The sequence below is a fragment of the Paenibacillus sp. FSL F4-0100 genome (assembly GCF_037993005.1).
In the GTDB taxonomy this organism is placed as follows: Bacteria; Bacillota; Bacilli; order Paenibacillales; family Paenibacillaceae; genus Paenibacillus_AQ.
In genome coordinates this window covers 1603655-1629452 of sequence record NZ_CP150303.1, presented here as the reverse complement: position 1 = coordinate 1629452, position 25798 = coordinate 1603655, and the positions used below count along the sequence as shown (strand labels likewise).

General features: G+C 44.5%; 21 protein-coding genes. 4 read left to right on the top strand and 17 right to left on the bottom strand.

All coding sequences use genetic code 11. The features are described from left to right. Nucleotides 1–21: 21 nt before the first annotated feature. From MHH48_RS07105 to MHH48_RS07050, 12 genes are all read right to left on the bottom strand, one after another. Entirely contained in the window at nucleotides 22–2337 is a 2316-nt protein-coding gene (locus MHH48_RS07105; RefSeq protein WP_076322905.1) for a helix-turn-helix domain-containing protein, read from the bottom strand. 281 nt (nucleotides 2338–2618) lie between these two features. Next, nucleotides 2619–3962 carry an alpha/beta hydrolase-fold protein gene (locus MHH48_RS07100; RefSeq protein WP_076322904.1) on the bottom strand — a complete coding sequence of 448 codons (1344 nt, stop codon included), beginning with the start codon at nucleotides 3960–3962 and terminating at the stop codon, nucleotides 2619–2621. A gap of 5 nt (nucleotides 3963–3967) precedes the next feature. Continuing rightward, nucleotides 3968–5311 (bottom strand): alpha/beta hydrolase-fold protein, encoded by a 1344-nt coding sequence (locus MHH48_RS07095; protein WP_076322903.1) that lies wholly within the window; start codon nucleotides 5309–5311, stop codon nucleotides 3968–3970. A gap of 26 nt (nucleotides 5312–5337) precedes the next feature. Beyond that, nucleotides 5338–6255 (bottom strand): LacI family DNA-binding transcriptional regulator, encoded by a 918-nt coding sequence (locus MHH48_RS07090; RefSeq protein WP_076322902.1) that lies wholly within the window; start codon nucleotides 6253–6255, stop codon nucleotides 5338–5340. A gap of 46 nt (nucleotides 6256–6301) precedes the next feature. After that, on the bottom strand, nucleotides 6302–8062 hold the full coding sequence (locus MHH48_RS07085; protein ID WP_076322901.1) for an alpha-glycosidase: 1761 nt from the start codon (nucleotides 8060–8062) through the stop codon (nucleotides 6302–6304). Between the two features lie 35 nt (nucleotides 8063–8097). Beyond that, a complete protein-coding gene (locus MHH48_RS07080; RefSeq protein WP_076322900.1) occupies nucleotides 8098–8931 on the bottom strand; it encodes a sugar ABC transporter permease in 834 nt (277 codons plus the stop codon). Continuing rightward, a complete protein-coding gene (locus tag MHH48_RS07075; protein WP_076322899.1) occupies nucleotides 8932–10248 on the bottom strand; it encodes a sugar ABC transporter permease in 1317 nt (438 codons plus the stop codon). Nucleotides 10249–10284: 36 nt separating this feature from the next. Continuing rightward, nucleotides 10285–11577, bottom strand: coding sequence for a maltose ABC transporter substrate-binding protein (locus tag MHH48_RS07070; protein ID WP_076322898.1), 1293 nt, complete (start codon nucleotides 11575–11577; stop codon nucleotides 10285–10287). Between the two features lie 257 nt (nucleotides 11578–11834). Then, nucleotides 11835–12596 carry a type II CAAX endopeptidase family protein gene (locus MHH48_RS07065; RefSeq protein WP_076322897.1) on the bottom strand — a complete coding sequence of 254 codons (762 nt, stop codon included), beginning with the start codon at nucleotides 12594–12596 and terminating at the stop codon, nucleotides 11835–11837. After that, nucleotides 12577–13128: a PadR family transcriptional regulator gene (locus MHH48_RS07060; RefSeq protein WP_083659673.1), complete on the bottom strand. Its 552-nt coding sequence runs from the start codon at nucleotides 13126–13128 to the stop codon at nucleotides 12577–12579. The genes MHH48_RS07065 and MHH48_RS07060 overlap by 20 nt, the downstream gene beginning before the upstream one ends. A gap of 325 nt (nucleotides 13129–13453) precedes the next feature. Next, on the bottom strand, nucleotides 13454–15721 hold the full coding sequence (locus MHH48_RS07055) for a PQQ-binding-like beta-propeller repeat protein (RefSeq protein ID WP_256720548.1): 2268 nt from the start codon (nucleotides 15719–15721) through the stop codon (nucleotides 13454–13456). A gap of 184 nt (nucleotides 15722–15905) precedes the next feature. Then, nucleotides 15906–16223 (bottom strand): hypothetical protein, encoded by a 318-nt coding sequence (locus tag MHH48_RS07050; RefSeq protein WP_076322895.1) that lies wholly within the window; start codon nucleotides 16221–16223, stop codon nucleotides 15906–15908. A gap of 331 nt (nucleotides 16224–16554) precedes the next feature. On the opposite strand from MHH48_RS07050, the gene MHH48_RS07045 reads away from it, so the two are divergent. The 3 genes from MHH48_RS07045 (at nucleotide 16555) to MHH48_RS07035 (ending at nucleotide 19021) form a co-directional block, all read left to right on the top strand. After that, a complete protein-coding gene (locus MHH48_RS07045; protein ID WP_076322894.1) occupies nucleotides 16555–18267 on the top strand; it encodes a DUF4127 family protein in 1713 nt (570 codons plus the stop codon). 227 nt (nucleotides 18268–18494) lie between these two features. Beyond that, the gene (locus MHH48_RS07040; RefSeq protein WP_076322893.1) at nucleotides 18495–18836 is read left to right on the top strand and encodes a sigma-70 family RNA polymerase sigma factor; all 342 of its coding nucleotides are present in this window, start codon (nucleotides 18495–18497) and stop codon (nucleotides 18834–18836) included. After that, complete coding sequence (locus MHH48_RS07035; RefSeq protein ID WP_083659672.1) at nucleotides 18833–19021, top strand: hypothetical protein; 189 nt, start codon at nucleotides 18833–18835, stop codon at nucleotides 19019–19021. The genes MHH48_RS07040 and MHH48_RS07035 overlap by 4 nt, the downstream gene beginning before the upstream one ends. Before the next feature lie 158 nt (nucleotides 19022–19179). Here MHH48_RS07035 and MHH48_RS07030 read toward each other — a convergent pair whose 3' ends face one another. The 3 genes from MHH48_RS07030 to MHH48_RS07020 form a co-directional block, all read right to left on the bottom strand. Next, on the bottom strand, nucleotides 19180–20397 hold the full coding sequence (locus MHH48_RS07030) for a HAMP domain-containing sensor histidine kinase (RefSeq protein WP_076322891.1): 1218 nt from the start codon (nucleotides 20395–20397) through the stop codon (nucleotides 19180–19182). A 21-nt stretch (nucleotides 20398–20418) separates the two neighbouring features. Further along, nucleotides 20419–21111, bottom strand: coding sequence for a response regulator transcription factor (locus MHH48_RS07025; RefSeq protein ID WP_076322890.1), 693 nt, complete (start codon nucleotides 21109–21111; stop codon nucleotides 20419–20421). 151 nt (nucleotides 21112–21262) lie between these two features. Then, complete coding sequence (locus MHH48_RS07020) at nucleotides 21263–22447, bottom strand: acyltransferase (protein ID WP_076322889.1); 1185 nt, start codon at nucleotides 22445–22447, stop codon at nucleotides 21263–21265. A gap of 588 nt (nucleotides 22448–23035) precedes the next feature. Between MHH48_RS07020 and MHH48_RS07015 the strand changes: the two genes are divergently transcribed. Beyond that, nucleotides 23036–23782 (top strand): class I SAM-dependent methyltransferase, encoded by a 747-nt coding sequence (locus MHH48_RS07015; RefSeq protein ID WP_076322888.1) that lies wholly within the window; start codon nucleotides 23036–23038, stop codon nucleotides 23780–23782. Nucleotides 23783–23996: 214 nt separating this feature from the next. On the opposite strand, the gene MHH48_RS07010 is transcribed toward MHH48_RS07015, so the two are convergent. Next, nucleotides 23997–24485 (bottom strand): cation:proton antiporter regulatory subunit, encoded by a 489-nt coding sequence (locus MHH48_RS07010; protein ID WP_076322887.1) that lies wholly within the window; start codon nucleotides 24483–24485, stop codon nucleotides 23997–23999. A gap of 81 nt (nucleotides 24486–24566) precedes the next feature. Continuing rightward, nucleotides 24567–25787 (bottom strand): cation:proton antiporter, encoded by a 1221-nt coding sequence (locus tag MHH48_RS07005; RefSeq protein ID WP_076322886.1) that lies wholly within the window; start codon nucleotides 25785–25787, stop codon nucleotides 24567–24569. Nucleotides 25788–25798 lie beyond the last annotated feature (11 nt).

Below are 25798 nucleotides of genomic sequence, written 5' to 3'. Positions count from 1 at the left end.
AATAATGCAGTCTCTTCTTTCCTATTGGTGAAAACTCCGGTATTTGGCGGGCGTAATGCCTTCATATCGGCGGAAAGCCCGAATCAAAGAATTTCGGCCCCAATACCCAACCTTCTCGGCAATTTCGTCAATTTTCAAATCGGTTTCAAGCAAAAATTGCTTCGCCTTCATCAGCCGGTACTTCGCGATATACTCCACGTATTTCTCGCCGACCTCCTCCTTGAAGGTCCGGCTGAAATGCCCGATGGACATATTCAACTTACCGGCAAAATACTCGATCGACATCTCTTGATCATAATGCTCATGAATGTATTCCACGATCTCGCTAAACTGTTGACTCCGGCTGCTGGAAGCCGGCTTCCGGAACAGAAAACCATGAATCTCTTCGAAACAGCACGTCAGCTCGTCCCATGTCATGCAGCGATTCATTCGTTCGAACAGACCCGAGTAATACGGAACGTTGAGTTCATTGCGCTCCGATTCCACGGCCCGAATCCAGGTGTTGAGCACATCGGCTAGCAGATATTTCATCTGCATGGCAGATGCATCCTTGCCCTTTCCCTCCCCCAGCAGAGCAAGCACGGAATGAAGCAGCTTGTCATACTCCCTCGTTTTGTACTGATTGAGAATCCGCTGAACCTCCTGTACAGATAGAAAAGAATCCCGCTGCTGCAGCTCCCGGGAAGGCTGACTGCCGCAAATCTCCACCGCGGAATGCAGCCCCCGGTACTTCAGCATGGCCAGCGCATGCTCATAAGACTGGTGCAGCTCCTCAATGGCATGAACGGTCTTTCCGATACCGATGGTCGCTTTATAATAAGCACCGTATTCCAGAAAAACGTGCCTTATCTGCTCCGCTATTTGTTCCGGATGGTCCTCGCCCTCCGTAATGGGACCATGCTCCACGATGCAAGCTATCAGATCCGGCCTTGTCTGGCAGATCCAGACCATGCCATGTGCCAGCCGATGAATCTTGTCCTTCAGCTCCGTCAGCAAAAAAGTCTTGGTGGATTCCGATGCCGACTCGTAAACGGTTGGATCATAATGGAACGAGATGCACAGGACGGTTCTTGCCGCCTTATGGCTGTAGGCAAACTCAATCTCCTTGGCGTAGTACTCAATCGATAAGGCATCGCGGTATTGCCCCAGCAGGATTTTCGTAAAAAACTGCTCCTGCACAATCGGAAGCATCCCGTTCACCATCTGGAACAGCTCTTTATTCTCCGTCATAATGAACTGGGAATAGCGTTTTATGACATCAAACTCATTTCCTTCGTGGCCGACCTCCCCGTTCGGAGCGTGATGCAGCTTCAGTCCATCCTTAATCTCCCGAATCGGCCGATATAAGCGTCGGCTTAAATAATACGAGGCGAGTGCGCCAACAATGAGAAAAAATAGGAGGAACAACCAACAGATCCATCGGGTCATATAGACCGGCTTCATCAATGTACCCAAATCGATCATGCTGATATAATGCCAGGACTCGTCAAAGCCAGATGCCATGAAGGACAGCCCCGTCTTGTCCGATATCGTGAATTGCGAAGCAATGCCCTCTGTACGTATTCGCTGCTGCAGGGCAAGCTGGTCCTGCTCGGTCAGTCCGTTCTGGGCGATCACTTTGGCCCTATCATCCACAATCGCCGTGCCCGTAACCCAGCTCTCCGGAATATGAATCTGCTCCTGAAGCTTGTCTCGTTTCACTTCGACCAGGAGATAGACTTCAGGAGCCGCGGTATTAAACGGGTAGCTCATGGAAGCCGTCAACGTGTCGGGGGTATCCATAAAGTCCATCATTTTTTTGCCGGATAATTCAGCTTCCAGCTGATGCCGGCGGTTCAGATCCAAGGGATAATGGGAATGGAAATAATACGCTTTATTCGTGTAGGTTTCGGCATCCATCATCAAATCCTGGTGAACAAAATAATAATATGCCCTCTCGACGAGATCATCCGATTCCAGCTGCTGCAGCTGCTCCCGCAGGGAATGAAGCAGTTCCGGAAGCAGCTGGCTTTCCGGCGAAGAAGCCATGGGAGCGAGAAGCACGCTCCGTAATCTGGAGGTGCTGAGGATATTAATCATGCTCGTTTTCAAGGACTGAAGCTCGGTATCCGTCTGCTCGGAGAATCGATTCATCATCACTTGGTTAAAACGCTCGGCATCCTTTTCAATGATGCGAACGACAAGCACCTGCGCAAGAACCGAAGCAACAATGACGGGGATGAGAATGAGGAGAAAATAGTTGGCGAACAGCCTCCAAAACAGAGTGGTCCTTCTGGGAGGCGGAGAATCGGTATCTCCCGGCTCAGGTGATCGGTTAGGCGGCGTCCTTCGCTTCATGAATGTCCCCCCTTGGTATTTAAAATTGCAAGTAAACAAGGTTTGCATTTACGTCTACTATATTTTGATGTAAGTTATAATATTCGCTGCAACTTCTGTGCATGGAGCTTCAAGCTTAGAGCAAAATTGATAACCAAAAAGAAACCTTGAATGGCACAAAGCCTTTCAAGGTATAAATTGATTTTTGACTATTCAATTTGCACTGAGACTCCCTATTTTTATTCTTCCAAATCAAATGTCTTAATTAACTCACTAACTTCGTCTAATGTTTTCTATTTTTTTCATGTTTCATTCCTCATCCAATGTTCGACGTTAATTTCAATCATGGTGTCCTCTAAAGCTGTATATTTATGTTGAACGGGTTTGCCGCTTGAATCCACCTCCACGATCCCATCCTGTCTACTGATTTGGTAGATAAACTCAGCATGTAAAGGTACCTGCAGTTGATTGTAGTACATACCCTTGCTCGGATCTTGAATCAGAGGAAACCAAGCATACAGGTTCATATCGACGGGTGTATTTAGCGGAACATGAACAACCATGTCCAAGGTTACACACTCTTTTTTCTCATCAACAACACGAATCTCTGTAGTAGCTTCCAAGTCCTTGTATTTAACGGTTACCGAGGTGACCCCTGTTTTCTTAGGCACGATGGTTCCGTTCGCTATTACTTCCGCGATCTCTTGATCATACACATGATAATCCGCTCGTAATAAGGACATTTTAAAGTCATCCCCAAATTCTAGAATCGCGTTCAGTCGGCTTGTGGGACCTACAATACCCACCTCTTCACAACCGATTAACGATAATGAGCGTGCTTCGCCTTTCCTTCCAAAAAAATGAATGAGTGGAGATGATAATCTTGCTGCCCAATCTTTCTCCACATGAGCAGCACCTGGATCATTGAAATAGATCAATTGAGTGTCGGCTTCATAACCTAAATCTACGAGTTCCTCTGTCACTGCACGGGTATGCTTATCCATGACTAAAGTTCCTTCAGAGCTCCCTAAATCAATCCATATTTGGGATATTGGTTGCTTCTTTGTAAAAGTATGATACAGCCTGATTTCTTCGAGTGAAATGGGATCTACACAATAAAAATAAGGGGAAACTATAGCTAGTTTACCGAATATATCTGGATTACGAAACCCGATATGATAGGTAACTTGCCCGCCTCTGGATGAACCCATTAACGCCGTGTGTTCAGGATCTGATTTCGTTCGAAAAACCGAATCCACGTAAGACTTCACTTCATCAATGATAAACTTTTCATATAGAAGACCTTTGGGGTGAATCGGAACTTTATCGAGTGGATACAGCACCCCTTCCAAGTCATGGGTATATTCGTCGGACCTCTCTAGCCCCATATTAGCAATACCTACAACGATGATCTCTTCCATCTTGTGATCACGGATCAATCGATCAATGGTTTTATCTACATGCCAAGAATACCCATTGAAGGCGGGGTGAAAGATATTTTGCCCGTCATGCATGTATAATACAGGGTATCGCTTTGTCTTGTCGTACGCATAACTAGGAGGAAGATAGACAAAAATATCTCTCTTATTATCCAAATGCGCCGAGTAAAAGCTCTCAATTCGCAAAATGCTTGACTTGTATGTCATTTTCATCACCTTTTACAATTCTCGGGTATGAGATCTACCCATTGATCGACTTCGTAATTCAGGATTAATCCATCATCCGTTGTAAATTTTCGATATGGAACTTCCCTGCCTTGAATGTCTGTTTCATGCATGCCTAATCCACGAGAAATACGGAATTCAAACGAAATGCCTCTTGGCACCTCAAACGTTCCGCCATATAGTCCTTCTTGAATCATTGGTAACTCTATACCGGCGTATAACTTATCTGTTTCTGGCGTAAATGCCGGCACTTTAACGGAAAGATTAACGGTAACTGTATCGGAAATATAGGGCACAACTGCGATTTCGAATTGATCTGTTAGATTGTTATTCATATATGTGATGGTGGTCTTCCCTACTTTTTTGGGGATTAATCTTCCTTCCTTTGTTACCTCCAAAATATCGGGATCACCAACTTCGTATGTTGCATTTAAATCCGTCATCATAAATCCGCTATCAAAGTGCACCACCGAATTTAATGTTCGCTTAAGTCCATCTATGCCAACAGCTTCAGGACCATGCAAATCAACACGGACCGGCGTACCTATTTCGCCAAAAAAATAAATTAACGGCGCATGAACCCGAGCCGCCCAATCCTTTTGAGAGTGGCCAGAATTGACAGCAAGATAATACATCAGGTCATTTCCGGGCTGGTAGCCGCTTTTAATAAGTATATCTGCCACATATCTCACATGTTTCTCCATCACGGTAAAGCCCTCAGCATCTCCTACATCTAGCCATATTTTAAGATCCTTTTTTTCTGTGTATACACGGCTTAACCATCGATCTTCCATCGTGCTCGGGTCGACACTGACAAAGAATGGGCATAGCGAACCTACCATACCAAAAGTATCTGATTGACGGAATCCTATATTGTAAGACACGAGTCCACCCGCGGAGGACCCCATTAACGCCGTGTTACGTTTATCAGGTAGCGTTCGATATTCTTTATCGATGTAAGGTTTAACTTCTTTAATAAGGAATTCCTCATAAAGTTCGCCTTGATTGGTCGTATTAAAAATATTATGGCCATCGGGATTGGCATGCATATATTCTGATATTCTAGTGTCTTCTACATGAGAGATGGCAACAACGATAATTTCTTTCATTTTCCCCTCAGACACCAACGCATCCACTGTGGTATGAATATCCCAAGATTCCCCTTTGTGATCTTCAAAGAACATATGCTGACCGTCATGCATATAAAGGACGGGATATCTTTTTTCTACATCCTTTTCATAACTAACGGGTAAGTAAATAAACATATCTCTCTCATTATTAAGAATACTGGAATAAAAGTTCTTGATGGCGATTAACCGCGATAAATTCACAAGGCATACTCCCTCAACTAAAATTATTAGGATTGGGGCGACAAGAAAAAGAATTTCTCCTTGTTTACGTAATCCACATCCTGAATGTAACGATCCATCATGCGCACAACTCCTTTATAATCATTCAAATTGAACTTGATTTGATACATATCATCTCTCAAGATCTCTGAACAATCGCAGGTGCATATGGCAACTATTTTTTTATGCGTTTTGAATACCTCGTTAGCTAAAAATTCGTTCACGACCATTCCAGGGCTGTCTGGAAATTGGGATAAGAACGTATTCATGTTACTAGCTGTGTTATCTGAGACATAAATCTGGTTTTCATCTAAATTTGACTTTTGTTTAATAAACTCCATGAGTTCAACATTGTTATAGGAATCCATAATCAGAAATTGGGGGGATTCACCAAGTAAACGCTGAGATAAATGAAAGCTTTGCTCAAAATCTGGGAGGACTTTATGAAACAATGAGTTATCAATATAACTGTCCATTACAAATACGGGAACCCCAAATCCAAAATAATTGGATATCGTCGAGAATCTGTCTTGATCCACATTTATTAAGAACGCACCATCTAGATTTCTTTCCATAATAATCTTGTTGGATGGCGTCATGCTGTCGATTTGCATAAAGAGGACATGGTAACCTAACTCGCTGCATAACTGCTCAAGCTTAAAAATGGCTTTCGCATATTTTAAATCTGACCATACATGCTGTTTTTCTTCTTTGAACAAAATGATGCCAATTAATCCGGTTTTCTTGATTTTTAAAGACTGGGCTGTTCGGTTTGTCACGTACTTAAGCTGTTGGGCAATTTTAAGAACTTTAACACGCGTTTCATCCGAAATGGATTGCGTCTTCACATTGTTTAAAATATAAGAAACTGTCGCGATCGATACATTTGCTTCTTTTGCTATATCTTTAATAGTTGTTTTTTTCATGGATAAACCGCCTTTACTTAAACGTTTAAGAGATTTAACCATATCCCTATTCTTTTGTCAAACGGGTGACCTTGGCGGTATTTAATACGATCCATCCGAATGCAGGTAAACTTACGTTAATTGCATCACCCTCCACTTCATATGTTCCGTTGCCTATCATTAGTTCGGGTGAAAATTCCTGATGAATTTTGAAATCAACTTGTTCCGATTGACTGCTGTTATTAAAACAAATGTAGATTCGTTCATTGTCATTCTTTCTTTGTACGACAAGTTGATTATTTTTGGCATACATAAAATGGAATGAGCCTTCTTGTAATACGCGATGTTTCTTTCGAAATGAAATCATATCCTGATAAAAATTAAAAAGCACGTGGTTTTGTTTCTCCTTTTCCCAAATCATTGGTTTCCTGCAATCTGGGTCTGCCCCCCCTGTCATCCCTACTTCATCTCCATAGTAAATGCAGGGCGTTCCAAGGAATATGAATTGAAACAGTACAGCCAGCTTTAATTTATTCTCATCCTGTGCGACTGTGAGCAGTCTCGGCGTATCGTGGCTTCCCAGAACGTTAAAGGTTGCTTCGTTTACTTGCTGCGGGTAATTAGCCAATAGCCAATTGATTTGATAGGAGAACTGTACCGCATCCAGGTTATCCTTCGCAAAAAACTCGATAATGGCATCCGTTGCAGGATAGTTCATGACCGCGTCAAATTGGTCTCCTTCCAGCCACGGCATGGCATCGTGCCAAATCTCTCCCAGAATATATAAATCGGGCTTCAGCGCTTTTAATGTTTTTCGGAACTCTCTCCAAAAATCGTGGTCAACCTCATTCGCCACATCCAGTCTCCAACCATCAATATCACATTCGGTAACCCAATATTGAGCAACTTCTAGCAAGTATTTTCGCACTTCAGGGTTAGACGTATTAAGCTTAGGCATATGGGATTCAAAGGCAAAACAATGATAAGATGGTCTTGGCTCACATGTAATCGGAAATTGCTTGATATGGAACCAATCGCGATATTTAGATTTCTCTCCGTTCTCGATTACATCCTGGAAGGGTGCAAAGTCATAACCGCTGTGATTAAACACCGCATCAAGGATGACACGAATACCTCGCTCATGACATGAATTCACCAGTTTTTTTAATAACTTAACATCGCCAAAATGGGGATCAACTTTTAAGTAATCTGTCGTATCGTATTTATGATTTGTTTTGGCTTCGAATATAGGGGTTAAGTAAATGGCATTAACACCTAGGGAACTGATGTAATCTAACTGATCTAACACGCCTTGCAGATCTCCTCCATAATAATCTTGCGGACCCGGATTGCTGTCTTTCCAAGGACGCACAGATGCAGGATCATTGCTCGAATCACCGTTAGCAAACCTTTCAGGGAAAATTTGATAAAATACAGACTCCTTTACCCACGCTGGCGGTTTTAACACCTCATGCGACCAAATAAACGGAAAATCGAAAAATGTTAGAGGGTTCCCCGGTTTTTCTTTACAGAAACCTTTCTCCGTGTACCAATATGTTTGATCCCCTGATATCAAGTGAAAGGCGTATCTGAGTCGTAAATGTGTAGGTTCGATTTCTACTTGCCAGTAATCGAATAATTCGTCACTTGCTATTTTATGAAGAGCCTTTTCGCATGCGGTATTATCCCAATCATACTTATCACCGTAAAAGGCATGAACCTCTTCGAGGTCATCTTTTTTGGTCCGAATTCTGAGATGAATGAGATGATCATCGTATGCATAGCAATAGGAATTCCTTGGTCGATGATAGATTGCTTCTAATAACATGGTACACTCCTTAGACATATGTGATTTGTAATCCCTTAACCTTTATCCGCACCCGCTGCGATCCCGTTAATCAAATATTTCTGGAAATACATATACAGGATCGTAATTGGCAAAGCAACAAGCACAGCACCTGCGGCAAATAAGGTAAAGCTGGAATTCGTCTCGTTCGCAACCATATTATATAACCCTTGCGCTAGCGTCATTTTTTCTGATGATCTTAGAACAATTTGCGGCAAAATAAAATCCATGAAGGGCGTAATAAAACTATTCAGTGCAACGAATGTAATGGCCGGCAAAGACAAAGGTAAAATAATTTTAAAAAATGAATCCTTATTACTGGCCCCATCCATAAAAGCAGCTTCTTCTAGACTTTTGGGAATCGTGTCAAAATGACCTTTCATCACCCATGTTCCCATTGAAATGGACCCGCCAGCATAAATCAGAATTAACCCTAGATGTGTATCTAGCAACCTCGTTTGTAATAGCAGAACAAATAGTGCCATGACGGATAAGAATCCGGGAAACATTTGCAAGATTAATAACGTCATTAATCCTGTTTGTCTACCTTTAAATCGAAATCTAGAAAAGGCATAAGCCGTCGCAGCTACAAGTGAGGTGGATATCACCGCATTCGAAATGGCGATCTTTATTGTATTCTTGTACCACAGTCCAAAATCAGTGTTCCTCATAAGATCAACATAATGAGCAATCGTGGGATGATCAGGAAACATCTGACTCACCAATAAGGTATTGCCGGGATTAAGTGAAGTTCCAATAACCCAAATAATTGGATATATCGTGGTAATGAATAGCACAATAAAAATCATGTAGATGCCAATGACCAGCAAGTTGTCTTTTATTTTCGACATTTAGACCAAATCCTCTTCTTTATTTGACTTCATCCGCCTGTAATTCCATAAGGAGAAAAACGCAATGAAAACGAACATAATAATAGACACAGCAGAAGCCATATTAAATTGACTTTGGTTCAGTGTCATTTTAAAAATCCATGAGATCAGAATATCGGTGCTTCCTGCGTAGTAAAAGTCCGGATTTTCCGGTTTCCCATCCGTTAGTAAATAAATTAGATTGAAATTATTAAAATTAAAAGCGAACTGCATAATAAAAATAGGCGCGGTAGCCAATAAGACAAGAGGAAGAGTGATCTTAAAAAAGTTTTGTAATTTTGAGGCGCCGTCTACCTCTGCAGCTTCGTAAATATCGCGCGGCATTGTCGTTAAGATCCCCGACATCAATGCCATGAGAAAAGGGGTTGAGAACCACAAATTCACCATAAGGATAGACACTTTCGCCATCGTCGGATCGGAGAGCCACGGTACTGGTGAGAAACCAAGCTTCACCACCAAATCATTAATCGGACCGAATGAGCCGTTCAATAATACCCTAAAAACCAAAATCGATATGAATTGTGGAACCGCCCAAGGCAGGATAAAGATGGTTCTCCAAAACTTTTTGAATCGAATCCTTGGGTGATTCACCATCATCGCTAATAAAAGACCGCTCAGAAAAACGGTGCTCGTCGAAACTGTAGCCCATATCAAATTCCAGACGGATATACCGAAGAAGGTAGATCTCCATGATTCTTGTGCAAATAAATCATAGAACACGCTAAATCCGATCCAATCCACTAATGCACGATCCGGAATATGTCCAGGAGCAGAATAATTGGTAAATGCGATCAACACATTAAATAGTAGCGGTATTAAGGTCACAAACAGGACAAAAAAGGCTGCGGGCAATAACAAAAGGTAGGGCAATTTACGAAATTTCATGGTTTTAATGGAATCTGTAAATCGTGGAGCACATCCCCCTTTGTCTCTAAGCGCTCCGTTTTTCCTAGCATCATAAATATTCATGAAATAAAAACTCAAATACAAAAGAATGATTATGAATGTGATCAGACCATTGATTAATAGAAAAATAGAATGGTCACCCTGTACGACTTTCCCCTGAATAACCTTTGTAGGCACATCGCCTAATGTAATAAATCCCACTATGCCTTTATAGGCAACAGGATAATAGTTCCAGAAGAACAATTGGGCTAGGATCATATAAATCAAGCCCTTCAGATACTGCTTGTTGTACAGTTGGCCCAATCCAATAAAAACCGCAGACAAAATCATGCCTTTCGTCTGATGCTGACGAGAACTTTGGTTCAAATGCATATCTGAGACCGCCTTACTGAGATTTGGAGTATCATCCTACTTTTTCGTATTGATTGCTGTTTTGATTTGACTTACGGCTTTATTTAAAACTGTGCCCGGGTCTTGATTGTCATTCCAAATGGATGAGAGAGCAGCACTTGCAGGAACCCATACATTACCCATTTCGGGAATAGACGGCATTGGAATTGAATATTTCGCTTGCTCTAAGAAAGCCATTGTATTAGGGTCGTTCGTAAGAAGCGGATCGTCCATCAGATCTTTCCTGGGAGGCAATTGAGTTGTCATTTCATAACGTTTCGTTAAACTTTGTTTCGTTGTCGCATAACTAGCAAATAATTTTGCAGCAACGGGATATTTCGTGTATGAGTTCACATATAAACCTCTAATACCTGAAAAACTTACTGGATGTTCACCATTAGGCAATAGAGGTAAAGGAGCTACGCCATAATCCATTTTCGTGCTTGCCAAAGTTGAAATGAACCACGGTCCATTAATAATGGCAGCTGTTTTGCCTTCTTGGAAAAATCCAGTGATAATATTATCATTGAGGTCGTTTATATTTAGGGGCAGTACTTTTTTAAAGGATTGTAAGAATCTTGCTCCTTCAATCGACTTGTCATTGTCAAGACCGATATCATTTATATCCGTCCCATGATTGCCAAATACATATCCTCCGTAACCGCCAAGGAATGAATAAGATAAATACAACTGACCTACATCCCACATAAAACCATATTTTTTATTTTTCGGATCGTTATAAGTTTCGGCGAACTTAATGATCTCCTCATAAGTCTTCGGGGCTTTCTCCATCAACTTCTTATTGTAAAAAAGCGCATAGGTGTCAATGGCTGTTGGAAACCCATACAGGACACCATCATAGCTAACGCCATCGATTGCAGAAGTCATAAAATCATCTTTTTCAGACTCGGTAAACACATCATTTTGCAATACGAGTCCTGCCATAACAGCGTTTCCCAATTGATCATGTGGCGATGAGAAGACATCGGCACCAATTCCAGCGGGCCCATCTGTGGTAAGTTTCTTGACGGCATCTATCGCAGGAACCGGCTCTACCTTTACTTTTATTCCATATTCCTTTTCAAAATCATCTGCGACCGCTTTCATAAAGTCGAGTTCAGGACCTTTCGATTCCCATACAAGCAATTCAGCCCCGGCCTCAGGCTTCATCCCATCTTGTTGTTCGTTACCTGCTGCTTCATTCCCTTGCGATTGCTGGCTTGATGATTGATTATCCGTTCCACATGCAGTGAGGAATGAAAAGCTGAACAACGTTAAAATGATTGCGGAAATCAACAAACGTTTTGACATGAATACTCCCCCTTTTCTAATTCACTTAAACGTTTAAGTATATTTCACTGCTATAGTAACTTCTAATCCCTACCAAAGTCAATGTTAAATTCTTGAAAAAATTCTGCGCTGCAGGGGAAATCTTCTTCCAGGAGCAGTACAAGTCAAAAAAACGGATGAACGTTAATTAACGTCCATCCGTTTTTATTGTGTCAGCACCTGTTTTAATGTCCCATAAAGAGGTGGTGTTCGTACTACTGCTATGCGGCTAGAGGATACTAAACCGCTTGATCTATTCGTGCAGATACCGGAGGTTTTCTCAAAGATAAAGACAGCCAGACACAATGAACGGCCAACACCAGCAGGATCAATAAATCATAACCGATAAAGGCATCACTGTTGTCGTTACCGACAAACTGAACGAAGTTGTGAAGGAAGTGGAATAGTATGAGAGGAATGATATTTTTGTTCTTCACCATCAGCAGAGCCAGTACAGCCCCTATAAGCAGAGCATATACAATCTGTAAAATCGTTTGAAATGCGTCCTGCCCTGATAAGACGTTCAGTACGTGCGTGACCGCGAACAGGATGCTGGAGGTGATGACCGCGGTTTTAATGCCTTTGGGCAGCAGTGTCTTCAGAATCAATCCCCGATAGATGCTCTCCTCCACAAAACCAACCAGCAGGGTAAAGAAGATAAAGAACAGGACCTCCGAAGCGCTAATATCGCGCATTCCTTTGAGCGAGATGACAATCAGAATAAGTAGCAAGGGAGAATAGTAGACCCAATCGTTGGCTGGAATACTGCTGAGCTTATGGAAACCGAGCGCATTCCACTTCTTTTTCCATGTAAAGTACACCATCAACACCAGCGCGATTGGGATAAATGAGATCAGCACAGGCGAAGTATAACTCAACTCTTTAATCGTGGCGTAAGCTCCGGCGGCAAATACGGCTAATAACAGCAGAACCTCGATAATGATAACAGTTAAAACCGGGCGGTTTTGTGAAAAAGAAACCCTAGTTTTCAGGTTTGACATGGTTCAGATCCTTCCTCTCCATAATATCCTTCAGCCATTGCCGTTCCATCTGAAAATGGTTCAATCCATACGCCAGAACCGATACCCGATAGTAATAATCCTCAGGATGTTCGATCTCAGCCAATTCTCCAGTCACGACGTTCTGCACCGCCTCAAGCATGTGAATTTCCTGATCCAGCTTAAATATGTACTCAGCCAATCGTTTTTGACGAAGGTCTTCATCCAAATAATCAAAAAAGAAAATGCGGATCAGCTGCTCATTGCGCCCCGTCTGCATCGGTCCGGACAACCAGTCGATAAAAGCCTTTTGACCGCTAGGCAGCAGTGTATATAGCTTCTTGTTCTTGCTGTTGTCCGTTTCGGTCAGTCTGACCATGTCCTTCTCTGCGAGTCTCTTGAGCGCAGGATAAAGACTTCCGTAACTCGCTTTGTAGAAAGTGCCTACAGTGCTGTCGATTGTTTTCTTAAGATCATAGCCGCTCATTGTTCCTTCCATCAGCATGCCGAGGAGAATGTACTCCAGCAATGTCATCACCACGTTTCATATAATGTATCTATTTGATATATCCATTCGATACATTTATAATTAGCTTTTTTTCGCAAGGGAAATTTTAACAAGTGATTCTTTTCTTCCGTTCATCCATCGCCATCCACAAAAAAAATGCCCCTAGCATCTGTTACCAGACACCAGGGACGCTTATCGCTAATTCATCTTTTTTCCATGCGTTCAAACACCTTAAACCTTCGATCTTCCTGCAAAGCCACCAACATATCATCATTCACTATATAGATTTCCGTACCTTCCTGGAGTTCATTGGAAGATAAATACGACCTCGTCATCTATCGATAAAAACAGGCTATAACAGTTCATCCAGACGAGCCATTAATTCTTCCGCATCATAGCGAATGAACGCTCCATTCACTGTTCCGACCAACACCTCATGATCCGTTACGTTCAGTGCACCGTTTCTGGCATATTGCTCTCGCAAATCCACGTTGCCGGTAATCACGTTATGCAATCTTCCCAAGCTTCTGCCGTCGTCCTTGTTCAACACCACAAGATCGCTTCCCAAGCTCAGAAGCAGGTAGCGGTCCAGGATTCCGTAACTGCTGCCAACTAAATGGGTTAGATCGTCACTCGCTTTGGAAATGGTCTCCATCTTCCAAATTACGCTGCCGGTTTCTTTATCTACCGCTGCCGGGATGCCGTTCAATGTAAGATAGACTCGCTCTCCCTCGATGACCCCGCGGGCGGCCTTACCATTCACAGTCCATATTTCTTTATCTTCAAGATGATCATACAACACGCTTTCGTAAGCGGTCGCCCCGCTGAAATACTTCCCGTTCAACGCCCGCTGCACCAACAAATACCGCTCATCTAGTACCTCGAAACGTTCCATCTCACGTGCTGGATACACACCTTCGCGTTCGCCAGTTTCCGTATTGAGCAGAACCCACTCCTTGCCAAGCAGCATCCATCTTGTTGTCATATCCGTAGGAGATACCGGATCGTAGCGATAGCCTCCAGTAAAATACGGATTTCGGTTCGGATCGTCCATGAACTTTTTCCCGACTTTGTAATCCCATACGGCTTTGCCGGTTTCGGGATCGTATGCGGTAAGCTGTCCGTTCTGCTCGATGAGCACGTACGGATCGTCCGTGCCCTGGTTCAACAAGCGGTGTTCGCCGGACAACGTCTTTTTCCAACGCTCTTTTCCGGTTTCCTGATCCAGCACGCTCAGCAAGCTTTTGGTTTCGTTCAGATCGAGCGGTTCATCCAGAACTACCGTGTCTTGCGCAGCCGTCATCGTCAGTCCAAATTCGTTCTTCGGCTTAACCTCCCATAACACTTTTCCATCGGATAACCGGATATGCCGTACGCGGGCTACATAATCCTTTAGCACCGGGTTATAAGCCGAGAACATCGTGACATACTCCCGCTCCTTATCCGTGACGGCTGTATACCAGCCAAATCCCGCATCCTCCTGCCACAGCTTCTTGCCGGTGCCGCGGTCTATCGCATACAAGGATGAATTATCATGCATCCCGCTGTATCCACCATCATCCCCCTTGAGGAGCAGGACGTCCTCGTTTGCCTCAAGCAGGAAGGTGAAATTCAGATTGCCCTGATTTCGCCAGTCGGGCTCAGCTTTTAGGGTCTTCGGCGGCGGCACGGCGGCAAAATGATAGGTAAACTCGTAATCATCGCCGGGACTGAAACTCCGTTCAAAGGATCCGGTCCCCGGAATCGTCCACTCGCTGGCCGTCAGCTTTCCGGACGGAGAGAACGTCACGGTATAATGGGCATCCCGCTGCTCATATCTCCAGGTCTCTCCAAGTATCATCGGTTTATTGGAGCTCATCTCCTGATTCCGCGATGTCTCCCTCGCCTGCGGCTCGCCAAGCAGCTTTTTCACATAAGAAGAAGGGGTGCCCTTCTTGAAAAGAAACTCCGTCAAGTTGCGTACCACATCCGTCGTTATTTCCGAATTTCCATCGAGAAGCCCGTCAGGCATCGCCTTCTTGGCCGTCACGTCACTGCCTCGCACCCACATCATCGCCGGACGGTAGATCCGGTAATCTTCCTTCCACTTGGCAGGACTGATCATGACGCCATACCAGTCCTTCCACTTCGCTACGGCGATAAGAGACGTTCCCGTTTGGGATATTGGCCATTTCACCGTGCTGCCGGGAGTAAGATATATACTGCCGCTGCTGCGCAGTTGAAGCGAGAGCGGAGAAATTTCTTTTACTAGGGCAGCTTCCTTGGACACATACCATGTCGGGAGCCATAAGTCTCCCCGGGAATCGGATTGGATTAAGGCCAATTCCCCTTTCACGGAGGTAAGCCGGAGCGTTTCCCCCTTGGTGCCGTAATAGCTCACCTTGAGTTTTGTCAGATTGCTATTCTTACTAAGCGTATTAGGAAATAAAGCAACCTTCTGCTGAATCGTAACGCGTTGGCCGGATGTAAAGCCCCCAGTTTCAGCAGCACCAGCGACTACGATACGAGTGCTCATCTGTATACCCTGAGCCGGTTGCCCAACAAGTGAAATACAGACAGCTGCCGTTATTCCAACGAATAGTCGCTTTCGGATCGATACGCGTAAACTCACAGAAACCATCCTCTCCCATACAAGCATATATCATGTAAACGCTATTATAAGACAATATGTTCCAAAATCAAAACAAAAAGCTCCCTTCCAGGAAAGGAGCCGTCCTCATTTTCTTTATTGTCGTCTACATTCACGAGAGGATCTCGTTAAAATGATTTCTGCAGCATATTCACAATTAGCCGTCTTCCCTGCATTATCGTACCTCCATACGCCAACTCGCTTCGGATAGGGTATGGCCCGGCGTTTGCCTGCCTGTCATTTTTCTGGTGCGATTCGTCACCCCGTCTGATATTTCCCCCCATAATTGCTCGAGAAAGGATGCTGGTGCCATCGATGAGTTTCTATTGGCTGCTGCCGCCCCTCCAATGGTTCGATTCTCAATCCGGGTATCTTCACCAGAAATCTTGAACTCTGCGCACCCCGATAGTAGCAAGACACCAACCAATACTATGATTGCTGGCCATACCATAGTAAGCCTAATGTTCCGTTTCGCATGATGTATGGATCCCATCTCGACTGCCTCCTTATGTACTCTCTGAAGGAAAGTATAAGGAACATATCTTATCAATCAGTGGGGCAAGTTCTTAACGAATGCTTAAATATAGCTGAACAATTACCTTCGCTTATGCTGAATCAGATCTTCATACATTCGAAAAATATGCTTAAATCCATGTACTTCCCTCCGTCTGAAGGGGTAAACAGCCAGAGCGCAATCCGGATTGACTTTAAAATGCTTGGAAGATTGGATTGAAAAAAATAAATGATTTATGGTTGTAAACGGAATGGAAAATTTACCTATATATATGAAGACCAATCAAACCATAAATAAGGAGAGTTGACCAATGAAAAATGTATTGTATGTACCCTTGGATGATCGCCCAGTAAACCTTGATGATGTAATCAAATTGGGACAAGCTTCGGGCTTGAACCTGATAACTCCTACTGCTGCAGTTATTCGTAACCGAATCGATTCGGTCGCAGAAGCCTCAGGCAGCCAACTTATAGGCACCTCCGCACCTACTTTTGGTAAACCGGAGGATATTCGTCAGTTCATATTGAATCATGCCTCTTCCGTCCAGGGGTTTATTATTTCTATCGATATGCTCGTTTATGGGGGGTTAATCGGTAGTAGACGCTTGCGAACAAGCGGAGGCGAGACGTATCCCCATTATGATTCAGGGACAACAGACTTGCTTGACCTAATCCGCGAGATTAAACAACATTATCCCAGCAAGCCAATCTATGTGCTTGATACCATTTTGCGACTCGCTACGACCACTTATGTGGAGGGACTCTCTTATAACGCGTACACCGAGTCTCGCAGTTTCATGGGTATAGCTCGCAAAAAATATACAGACTTCAGCGATATTTTGAACGGCTATAATGTATCCAGTGATGGTGCCGAGCTGGGCGATACCGTCCACTTCAATAAAACCCATTACTACAACACAAGGCAACATAAGTTTAAAACCAATCATTATGTATTGGACAGGCTTGTACGTCAGGGCTATATTGATTTCCTGGCCGTTGGAGTGGACGATGCGAAAGTAGAAGGTGTGCAAATCAATGAAATTAAATTTGTGGAGAACTACATCGATCGTTATCTGGACGGTTGCGAGGGGCAAAATCCGAATCGTGCCATTATATTGCCTGATGCAGATGGCTTGGGTCATTCTCTGGTAGCACGGATGGCTAATCAATTGCATCGAGAAGGCAGCAAAACGCAAATTTCGCTGCAATATTACGGCCCTCATGGATCCACGATCATCAACGACTATGAATACATGACTTTACATCAGAATATTCTTCGTCATATTGATGTGGTTGGCGGCCAATATGTAACTTGCGAACCAAACATAGAAATTCTGGCAATCACAGACGAAACACAGGTGTCCCATGCCGTAAGCCGTATCCATGCCAATGGAGCAAACTTCGTAGCAACCGTGGTTATGGATTTCACCGGGAAAGGCTCTGCCAATCCAACAGTAACGGAAACGCTGCTAGACAGCCAGTATACGGGACGCCTATTAGGTTATAGTGCATGGAACACTGCCGGGAACCTTATGGGCATCTCGCTTGGCATGGGGCAAGCGAGATATGCTTTTTTGGTATCAGAAACCTCTGCCTCCAAGTTGAATATGGCCGTTAACGCTCATGGGTCACTACTCTTTAAACGGTTTTTGAAGGATTACTATTACAAGAGGCTTGCTGTCGTCGATGTCCGAAGCTATTCCAGAACTCCAAGCCATATTCGTTACGATAATCTTCAAGCCTCGTTCGCTGATCAGAACATGCGTCTCTTTAACACAGAATCAGCTTACCAGCAAGTGTTCACGATCCTTCGAGATCAAATGCAGATTCACCAAACAACGCTGGCCGGAAGGGACGCTTTCCTGATTGGCACCTCCGCTCCGACATGCAATGTCAAACAAATAAAGGGGTGTTCGTGGACATTGGCAGAATACAGCAGTGCTTCGCTGGCTTATGACAATCCTGATTTCATCTGGTGGCGAGCCTTTGAGATCACACTCAATCCTAAGGTCACACTCCAATAACATGAGAATGAAAAAGGACAGCTCGGTCTTTATCGGAGCTGTCCTTTTTCTTTTGTCCGTTTTTATGAGTGGATTCAATAGTTCAACTTATAGAGTACCATTTCACAATAGATGTAAAAAATAGTATAATAAAATAAGAACAAATGTTCTTGTTTTGTAGTTCTTTAACTTCTCTTTTTTCCCTAAATGATGAATACGATTATAGACAGGCATAGGAGGGATGCGTTATGAAGAAGCATATAACAGCATACGAACGCTATAAAACAGAAATTTATCGAATTGGTTGGAGAATACAATATCAGGCTAAAAAACTTAGAAAACGAGAAACGCCGTACCCTGATTTTAGTACCGTGCAGACAGGCTCATTTCATGCAAGATCCGATGACCGCATTTGGATTGGTCAATTACTGGATTCATTGCCCCCGCAAGGGAGAACCATTATATATAAACTCTTCATAGAAGACCTCACTGAAGCGGAAGTAGCCAAGCAGCTCCATATCTCTCAACAGGCGGTGAACCGATGGAAAAGAAAAATGATCCAAAAGTTATCTCAGATCGCGAATTCATGACTTTGCTGCAAGCTGCAAAGCAGAATGATGATCAAGCCATTCTGCAACTCATTGATTTATACAAAGACGATATTTTGAGAATCAGTCAATATATCTATATGCCTCAAGAGGATGCCATATCAACGATTGTTCTGGAGTTTATGGAAGTGATTCGGGAGAACAATGATACCTATGAGACAGAGTAACTTTGCAGTTTCAATTATGGCCTCGATATTAGTGGGTTTAATCCCCAGAAAAATTTCTTTCTTTCCAGTATACAACAAACCCAGTACCGGCGCGGTACTGGGTTGTGTTTTACAGTGTAAAAAAAGATGTAGTACATACAGGCAAGTTAAAGCATCCGTTATACGACTTTAGGAAACCGCGTTTCAAAGGTTGTCCTCTGCTGGTCGCTCCGTACCCGGATTTCACCGCCTTGGATCTCCACAATGCTCTTCGTAATGGCCAATCCCAAGCCGGTACCCCCTGTCTGCTTCGAACGTGAGGTCTCTACACGGTAGAAGCGATCAAAGATGAACGGCAAATCACGCTCAGGAATCGGATCTCCGTAGTTGGTGAAGCTAATGCTCACCTGATTGCCATCGCTGCGGACGGCGATGTCGATCTTTTTGCCCGAATCTCCGTAACGGATCGCATTGGTTATCAAATTCTCGTAAGCTCGGACAAGCTGGGCGCCATCTGCCTGAATAATGAGGCCTTCCTCTGCCGCAAGCTTGCATTCCATCCCGGATTTCTCCAGGGCAGGAACGAATTCCTCGATCAGCTGTCTAATGAACTGAGCCATATCGATCTTCTGGATATCCAGCGGAAGCCCGTTATTAATCCGTGTGTATTCGAACAAATCATCAATGAGCTTCTTTAGATTTTGCGCTTTCTCATAAGCGATATTCACGTAATATCGCAGCTCCACTTCATCCTGGTACCGGTCTTCCTCAATAACTTCCAGAAATCCCAGTATCGATGTAAGCGGCGTCCGCAAGTCATGGGAAACGCCCGTAATCAGATCATTCTTTGTTTTCTCCGCGTTACGCTCCTCCAGAATGGATTGGTGAAGCTGCCTGCTCATTTGGTTGATGCTCTCCGCCACCTCACCCAGCTGGCTGCCTGACTGCACCGGAATGTCGGTGTCGAAATTCCCCTTGGCAATCTCGCGAAGCCCATTCCTGATTTCCTCCAGATAAACGTTCAGCTGTTCGGTCATGCGGTTTATGCTGGAAGCGACGACGCCTAATTCATCTTGGGATTTAAGCTCGATTCTGGAATCGAATCGTCCCGCCGTGATGTCCTGAAGACCGGTCTGTATTTTCTGCAGATCAAGGACAAACCACTTCGTGCTCATATAATAGCTGGCAAAAAAGAGAATGATGCCCGTAACCAGCATAACCGGATCCGAGCCAATATGGTTAATGATCCAGACGAGCGGCGGCTTGATTGCCGGAATCGAGAGTATTAGCGTACTTAACGCATAGAGTATGATAAGCAGGGCTGCCGTGATGCCGATGCTGCTAAACAGCATAAGCAGCATCTTCAGACGGATGCTATGAAGCTTCATTACTTTCAAGTTAGTCACCTCTGCTTAAGTTTACTCTATTTTGTAACCAATCCCCCACACCGTCTTAATATATTCCGGCTGCTGCGGATCCTTCTCGATCTTCTCGCGCAGCTTGCGAATATGTACCATGACCGTATTTTTCGATTCCATGAACGGTTCGTTCCACACCTCGGTATAAATCTTGTCCATGCTAAGCACGAGTCCGCGATTGATGGCCAGCATATGCAGCAGGGCAAATTCGCGCGGCGTCAGCTTAATCTCAACGCCTGCCACCGTTACTCGGTGGGAAGCGACATTCATAATCAGCTCATCGATCTGGATTTCGTTCTCATCCCTCACCGATTTACTGTTCAGCTGTTTGTATCGGCGGAGCTGTGATTTGATTCTTGCGATCAATTCCAGCGGGCTGAACGGCTTGGTCACATAATCATCCGCGCCGATGCTGAGCCCGGCGATCTTGTCAATCTCCTGACTCTTGGCGGACAGCATGATGATCGGCGTGTTGTTCTCCTCCCGAATTCTCATACATGCCTCAATGCCATCCATCTGCGGCATCATGACATCAAGGATGATTAAATCCACTTTATGGGTTCTTAGAATCTCCAGCGCTTCCAGGCCGTGAGATGCGGTGAGCAGCGTGTAGCCCTCATTTCTGACGTAAATCTCCATCAATTTCAAAATTTCGGTTTCATCATCAACCATTAATATCGTAACTCCAGACATGGCTCCTCCTTGTTCCGAATGCGGCCGTCAGCACAACATCTGTACGTCGTCTTTCTTCATGGATGTCAGACCGCGTGGTGCGGTAATTGATGTTTCTTCTCCATAGCCATGCCCTCGTCTTCGGATGCGTCCTGGTTTGCGATGAAACCGACTACGAACCGGAAAGCGGCACGGACGGCGAATCGACTGGCTTAACCGATTTCTTCGCCTTCGGAATATTACCGAATATCACCCATGAGCCCGGTATATATCGAACCGTCAATTCCACAACGATCCATGAACAGCCTAGCGCTGCCGCAAAACCTCCTGCATACCACAGATGGGTCAGCATCGAGCTCCCCGTGGTTAGCGGAAACTCCCGGTAGACGAGCAGAAAGAATGGATGAATGAGATATATCCCGAAGGATACGGCCCCCAGTCTCTCCAGCGCTGGTGTCCATCCGCGCACCCCTGCCCGATAGAACAGAATGGCAAACTGGAGCAGGACAAGCGCCCCAAAATAAGTATGCATATTCCACAATAGCTCATACAGCGTTGAATTATATCCGGTTCCGTGAAGACGGTTGTTGTAATAAATGTACACATGGCCGAGACCGGCAGCTGCCCATCCGATCCATAGCACCACCCAGGCGGCGATGCGGTGTGGTCGTGCGTTCGCGCGGCTAATGACAAGCCAGGCCTTCAGTTTCGGGTAATAGATGCCGATAAATGCTCCCAGCATGAAATAGGCAATGTAGGACAATGCCCAGCTCCCTTTATTCGGTACCTGCCAATAGTACTTATTCATTAGTATAAACGTCCACTGGATCACCAGTCCAATCGGTATCGCCCATTTCGCAAGCTGGGGCACCTTCTTGAACAGCCACAACACAAGCGGAAACATTACATAAAACTGAATGCTAATAAATACGAAATATAGATGCGTATACGCTTTGCCCGTCAACAACTTTTGAACAAAGCTCTCCATCGTCTCGCCAAACGGTCTGCCCTGATAATATAAATAGTGCAGCAGCGCGAAATAGAACACAGAGAACAGCGTATATGGAATGATAATATACAGCAGTCTTTTCTTGTAAAATCCACCGATCAGCTTTTTCGTCGTAGGACGGTCATAGTAATTATAAAAGAGTACCAGACTGCTCAAAAATATAAATGTTGGCGTTCCGTATTTCATGAAGATGTTCATGAAATTGTACATAAAAAAGTATTTGGAGTCTGTCATCGCAGATACAGCATACGAAGTGGAGTGCACGGACAGCACGCCGAGGATGGCAAATGCGCGTACCAATTGCAGCTCGGGAAGACGTTCCCTTGGTAAAGCGTTTATTTTGTTCATGGCAGTACCCTCTCATCTTTAAAATCCGATTATTCCCGTTCCTTCGGAAACGGATTCATCAAGTATAGTAGACATTTCTTAACGCCATACTTCCAAATTCTTATCATTTGCTTAAGATTATGGTCCTTCCTCCTAATAAAATTCTCCTTGATTACGAAGAATCCTTGGACATACAATAAGAAAAACGTCTATTGACGTACTTTCTCAGTAGACAGACCGCATATAGCGGAAGTTTTTCTTGCGAGATAAGGATGCTAAGCCTCAGATGTATATCTTTCTTATCTCAAAAAATAAACTTTTCAGAATGGGGGTGAATGGGATGTTGCACTTGATCCGTATCATTCGAAGTAGCTAGGCTCGGGTTCACAGAGGACCGGGCCATGCCAAAATTATAACTCGTAGCCATATGAGCTGCATTTTGCTATATAACATAAATCAGCTGCCGGACAGAAAGGGAGTCGTCCGTTCCTATGGACAAGTTCTCCTGCTCTATAACCAAGAAGTCTGCCGGCTTTTGGCTTCGATCGAATGAGGGTCAATCGGTTTACAGCATCCCATTTTATCTCATATGGAAGGTGGACAATATAAATGAATTCACAGGAATACAAGCAGTTTTATGATATTGTAGGAGCCTTAAACGGCTGGGACTTCAGCCAGGTCAGATGTATCTCGGAAGGTGTGAAGTGGGATTTTTACGATCAGGTCGGCAAATGTTGCAAACCATCCGACGTTGTGCTCGATATCGGCACGGGCGGCGGAGAAAGCTTGTTCTCCATCGCCGACAAAGCAGCCTTGCTGGTTGGAATCGATCTTTCACATGCGATGATAGAGACAGCCCGGCGGAATAAACGGAACGTATCGGCTTCCAATGTACGCTTGATGCAGATGGATGCAGAGGCGCTTCAATTCCCGTTGGCGTTTTTCAATTTGATCTCATGCAAACACTCCCCTTTCCGTGCATCAGAGGTGGCAAGAGTACTAGAAGAGGATGGCGTGTTTTTGACGCAGCAGGTTCGCGAATGTGATAAAGCCAATCTGGCTCAAGCTTTTGGCAGAGGACAATCCTCCCGTGAAGACGGTGCCTTAAAGGATCAATATACGAAGGAACTTCGGCTTGCCGGGTTCGGCGATATCCAATATGCCGAATACGATGCGGTTGAGTACTATGAGCGTGAAGAGGATCTTATCTTTCTGCTCAAGCACACGCCCATCATCCCCGGGTTTGGACAGGAGGAATTGGATTTTCGCATCCTGCAGCAGTTCATCAGAGACCATCGCACAGATCGTGGAATCCGGACGAACTCCGCCCGGTTTATGATTGTGGCCCGGAAATAACCGGGCCCTCTGAAAATCCATAACCCGCAGCATCCCGCTGTTAAACAGAAAAAGCGCACAAGGGACAAAACCCTTGGCGCTTTTTTTATGCAAAACAGATTCGTATATTATCCCTTGGATGAATAGGTTGCCCATCGCATAAAAAAGCAAGCCCCCCACAAAAGAGGAGCTTGCTTTCGGTATGGTTTATCATCGTATCAACCAAGGAGCGCTATTAGCCGTTGACCAGCAGTTCTTTCAGTTGCTTGATCTGCTTGCGCTCGCCCGCAAGAACCAGCGTCGATCCCGCTGTCAGGATGTCGTCCGGTCCCGGATTGATTTTCTGTTCGTTCCGCTTTACGATCGCCAGTACATTTGCACCTGTTCTTTGGCGAACTCCAAGCTCAGCAATGGTCTTATCCACGCATTTATAATGCGGCTCGATGCGTGCCCATTCGATGATCAGGTCTTCAAGTGTCACCTCGATTGTCTCCAGCGCTTTCGGCTTATACGTCATGCCGCCGATGATGCCGGCAATTTGTCTAGCCTCATCATCCTCTAATGTAATCTGGGAGATGGTCTCCTCAGGATCGTCATCTTCAAAATGGTACAGTTCTCTACGGCCATCGTCATGAATCACAATAACCAGCTTATCCCCTGATCTCGCCTGAATAAGGAATTTCTTCCCGATACCCGGCAGATCAGATTCGCGAATAATACTCATGTGAAAATCCTCCGTTCTGGGGTTAATTCAATCTCTAGATTATATAGATTAGTTGGAAGAAAGTAAATCATCCCAGCATCCTCATACTTTCCTTTTTTTTACTTTCTCCACAGGTTCGCTCCATTTGAATATTTTATTCACGCCACGATAGACCCATTTTGACTCCTTGGCTAGAAGAGGCCCGAGGATCGCAAGAATCAGAACATATAGCGCCGAGAACGGTTTCAGCACGGCGGACAGTCCGCCAGCGAGTCCCAGATTCGCAACAATGATCGTGAACTCCCCGCGCGCCATAATAGTCAATCCGATGTTAAGCGACGACTTATGCGATAATCCGGCCTTGCGTCCCGCAATCATGCCTGCTACAAGGTTGCCAATAATAGTCAGTCCCACGGCACCGAGTGCCAGCCATAACGCATTCCCCAGCGTGGTCGGGTCGATACCGAGACCGAAACTGAAGAAGAAGATCGCTCCAAAAAAATCACGGAAAGGAATAACCAACTGCTCGATCCGTTCGCTATGATCTGTCTCGGATAAGGCTAGTCCGAACAACAGCGCGCCAATCGCTTCAGCTACGTGCAGCGTCTCTGAAAATCCAGCAATAAAGAACATCGACGAGAAAACAACGATAATGAAAATTTCGCTGGATGTAATATTCAGCAATTTGTTAAGTATAGGTGGACCTTTTCTCGCAATAACAAAGAACAACAGCATGTAACCTATGGATATACCTACGGAGATAATCGTTGCCCCTACCGATGTAGCCCCGCCTAACAGCAGTCCCGACATAATCGATAAGAACACGGCAAGGAATATATCATCGAACAAAATCATGCCGAGAATAAGCTCCGTCTCCGCATTACCGGTGCGCCGCAGATCCACCAGCACTTTTGCCACAATTGCAGTAGAGGAAACGGACAACATCCCTGCAATGATTAACGTCTCATACAGCGGCATGTTGATCACAAATCCGTAAGCCAGGCCCAGTGCAAAGTTTAGGATGACATATATGGTTCCGCCTACCACTATGTTTCGTCCGGATTTGATTAATTTTTGAACAGAGAATTCAAGGCCAAGGTAAAAGAGCAGGAATAGAATACCGATTTGCCCCAGAAAATCGATGATTCCCTGGCTCTCGATAAATTTAAAGTCAAGAATTCCTATCGTTGGTGCATGCGGACCTACAAGCATCCCGAGTACAATCAAGAACGGTATAATCGAGAACTTGAGCTTTCCTGCAATTATGGAGGCTATAGCAACCAGAATCAGAGCAGTTCCAACCTCAAACATCATATGGTCCATAGAAGACCTCC

Excerpts from the sequence above, each read along its gene's own strand:
- MHH48_RS07100 (WP_076322904.1), bottom strand. The coding sequence starts at position 3,962 with ATGACATACAAGTCAAGCATTTTGCGAATTGAGAGCTTTTACTCGGCG.
- MHH48_RS07025 (WP_076322890.1), bottom strand. The coding sequence starts at position 21,111 with ATGTCTGGAGTTACGATATTAATGGTTGATGATGAAACCGAAATTTTG.
- MHH48_RS07065 (WP_076322897.1), bottom strand. The coding sequence starts at position 12,596 with ATGTCAAACCTGAAAACTAGGGTTTCTTTTTCACAAAACCGCCCGGTT.
- MHH48_RS07105 (WP_076322905.1), bottom strand. The coding sequence starts at position 2,337 with ATGAAGCGAAGGACGCCGCCTAACCGATCACCTGAGCCGGGAGATACC.
- MHH48_RS07085 (WP_076322901.1), bottom strand. The coding sequence starts at position 8,062 with ATGTTATTAGAAGCAATCTATCATCGACCAAGGAATTCCTATTGCTAT.
- MHH48_RS07045 (WP_076322894.1), top strand. The coding sequence starts at position 16,555 with ATGAAAAATGTATTGTATGTACCCTTGGATGATCGCCCAGTAAACCTT.
- MHH48_RS07080 (WP_076322900.1), bottom strand. The coding sequence starts at position 8,931 with ATGTCGAAAATAAAAGACAACTTGCTGGTCATTGGCATCTACATGATT.
- MHH48_RS07075 (WP_076322899.1), bottom strand. The coding sequence starts at position 10,248 with ATGCATTTGAACCAAAGTTCTCGTCAGCATCAGACGAAAGGCATGATT.
- MHH48_RS07020 (WP_076322889.1), bottom strand. The coding sequence starts at position 22,447 with ATGAACAAAATAAACGCTTTACCAAGGGAACGTCTTCCCGAGCTGCAA.
- MHH48_RS07035 (WP_083659672.1), top strand. The coding sequence starts at position 18,833 with ATGACTTTGCTGCAAGCTGCAAAGCAGAATGATGATCAAGCCATTCTG.
- MHH48_RS07070 (WP_076322898.1), bottom strand. The coding sequence starts at position 11,577 with ATGTCAAAACGTTTGTTGATTTCCGCAATCATTTTAACGTTGTTCAGC.
- MHH48_RS07050 (WP_076322895.1), bottom strand. The coding sequence starts at position 16,223 with ATGGGATCCATACATCATGCGAAACGGAACATTAGGCTTACTATGGTA.
- MHH48_RS07060 (WP_083659673.1), bottom strand. The coding sequence starts at position 13,128 with ATGACATTGCTGGAGTACATTCTCCTCGGCATGCTGATGGAAGGAACA.
- MHH48_RS07010 (WP_076322887.1), bottom strand. The coding sequence starts at position 24,485 with ATGAGTATTATTCGCGAATCTGATCTGCCGGGTATCGGGAAGAAATTC.
- MHH48_RS07015 (WP_076322888.1), top strand. The coding sequence starts at position 23,036 with ATGAATTCACAGGAATACAAGCAGTTTTATGATATTGTAGGAGCCTTA.
- MHH48_RS07090 (WP_076322902.1), bottom strand. The coding sequence starts at position 6,255 with ATGAAAAAAACAACTATTAAAGATATAGCAAAAGAAGCAAATGTATCG.
- MHH48_RS07055 (WP_256720548.1), bottom strand. The coding sequence starts at position 15,721 with ATGGTTTCTGTGAGTTTACGCGTATCGATCCGAAAGCGACTATTCGTT.
- MHH48_RS07040 (WP_076322893.1), top strand. The coding sequence starts at position 18,495 with ATGAAGAAGCATATAACAGCATACGAACGCTATAAAACAGAAATTTAT.
- MHH48_RS07005 (WP_076322886.1), bottom strand. The coding sequence starts at position 25,787 with ATGGACCATATGATGTTTGAGGTTGGAACTGCTCTGATTCTGGTTGCT.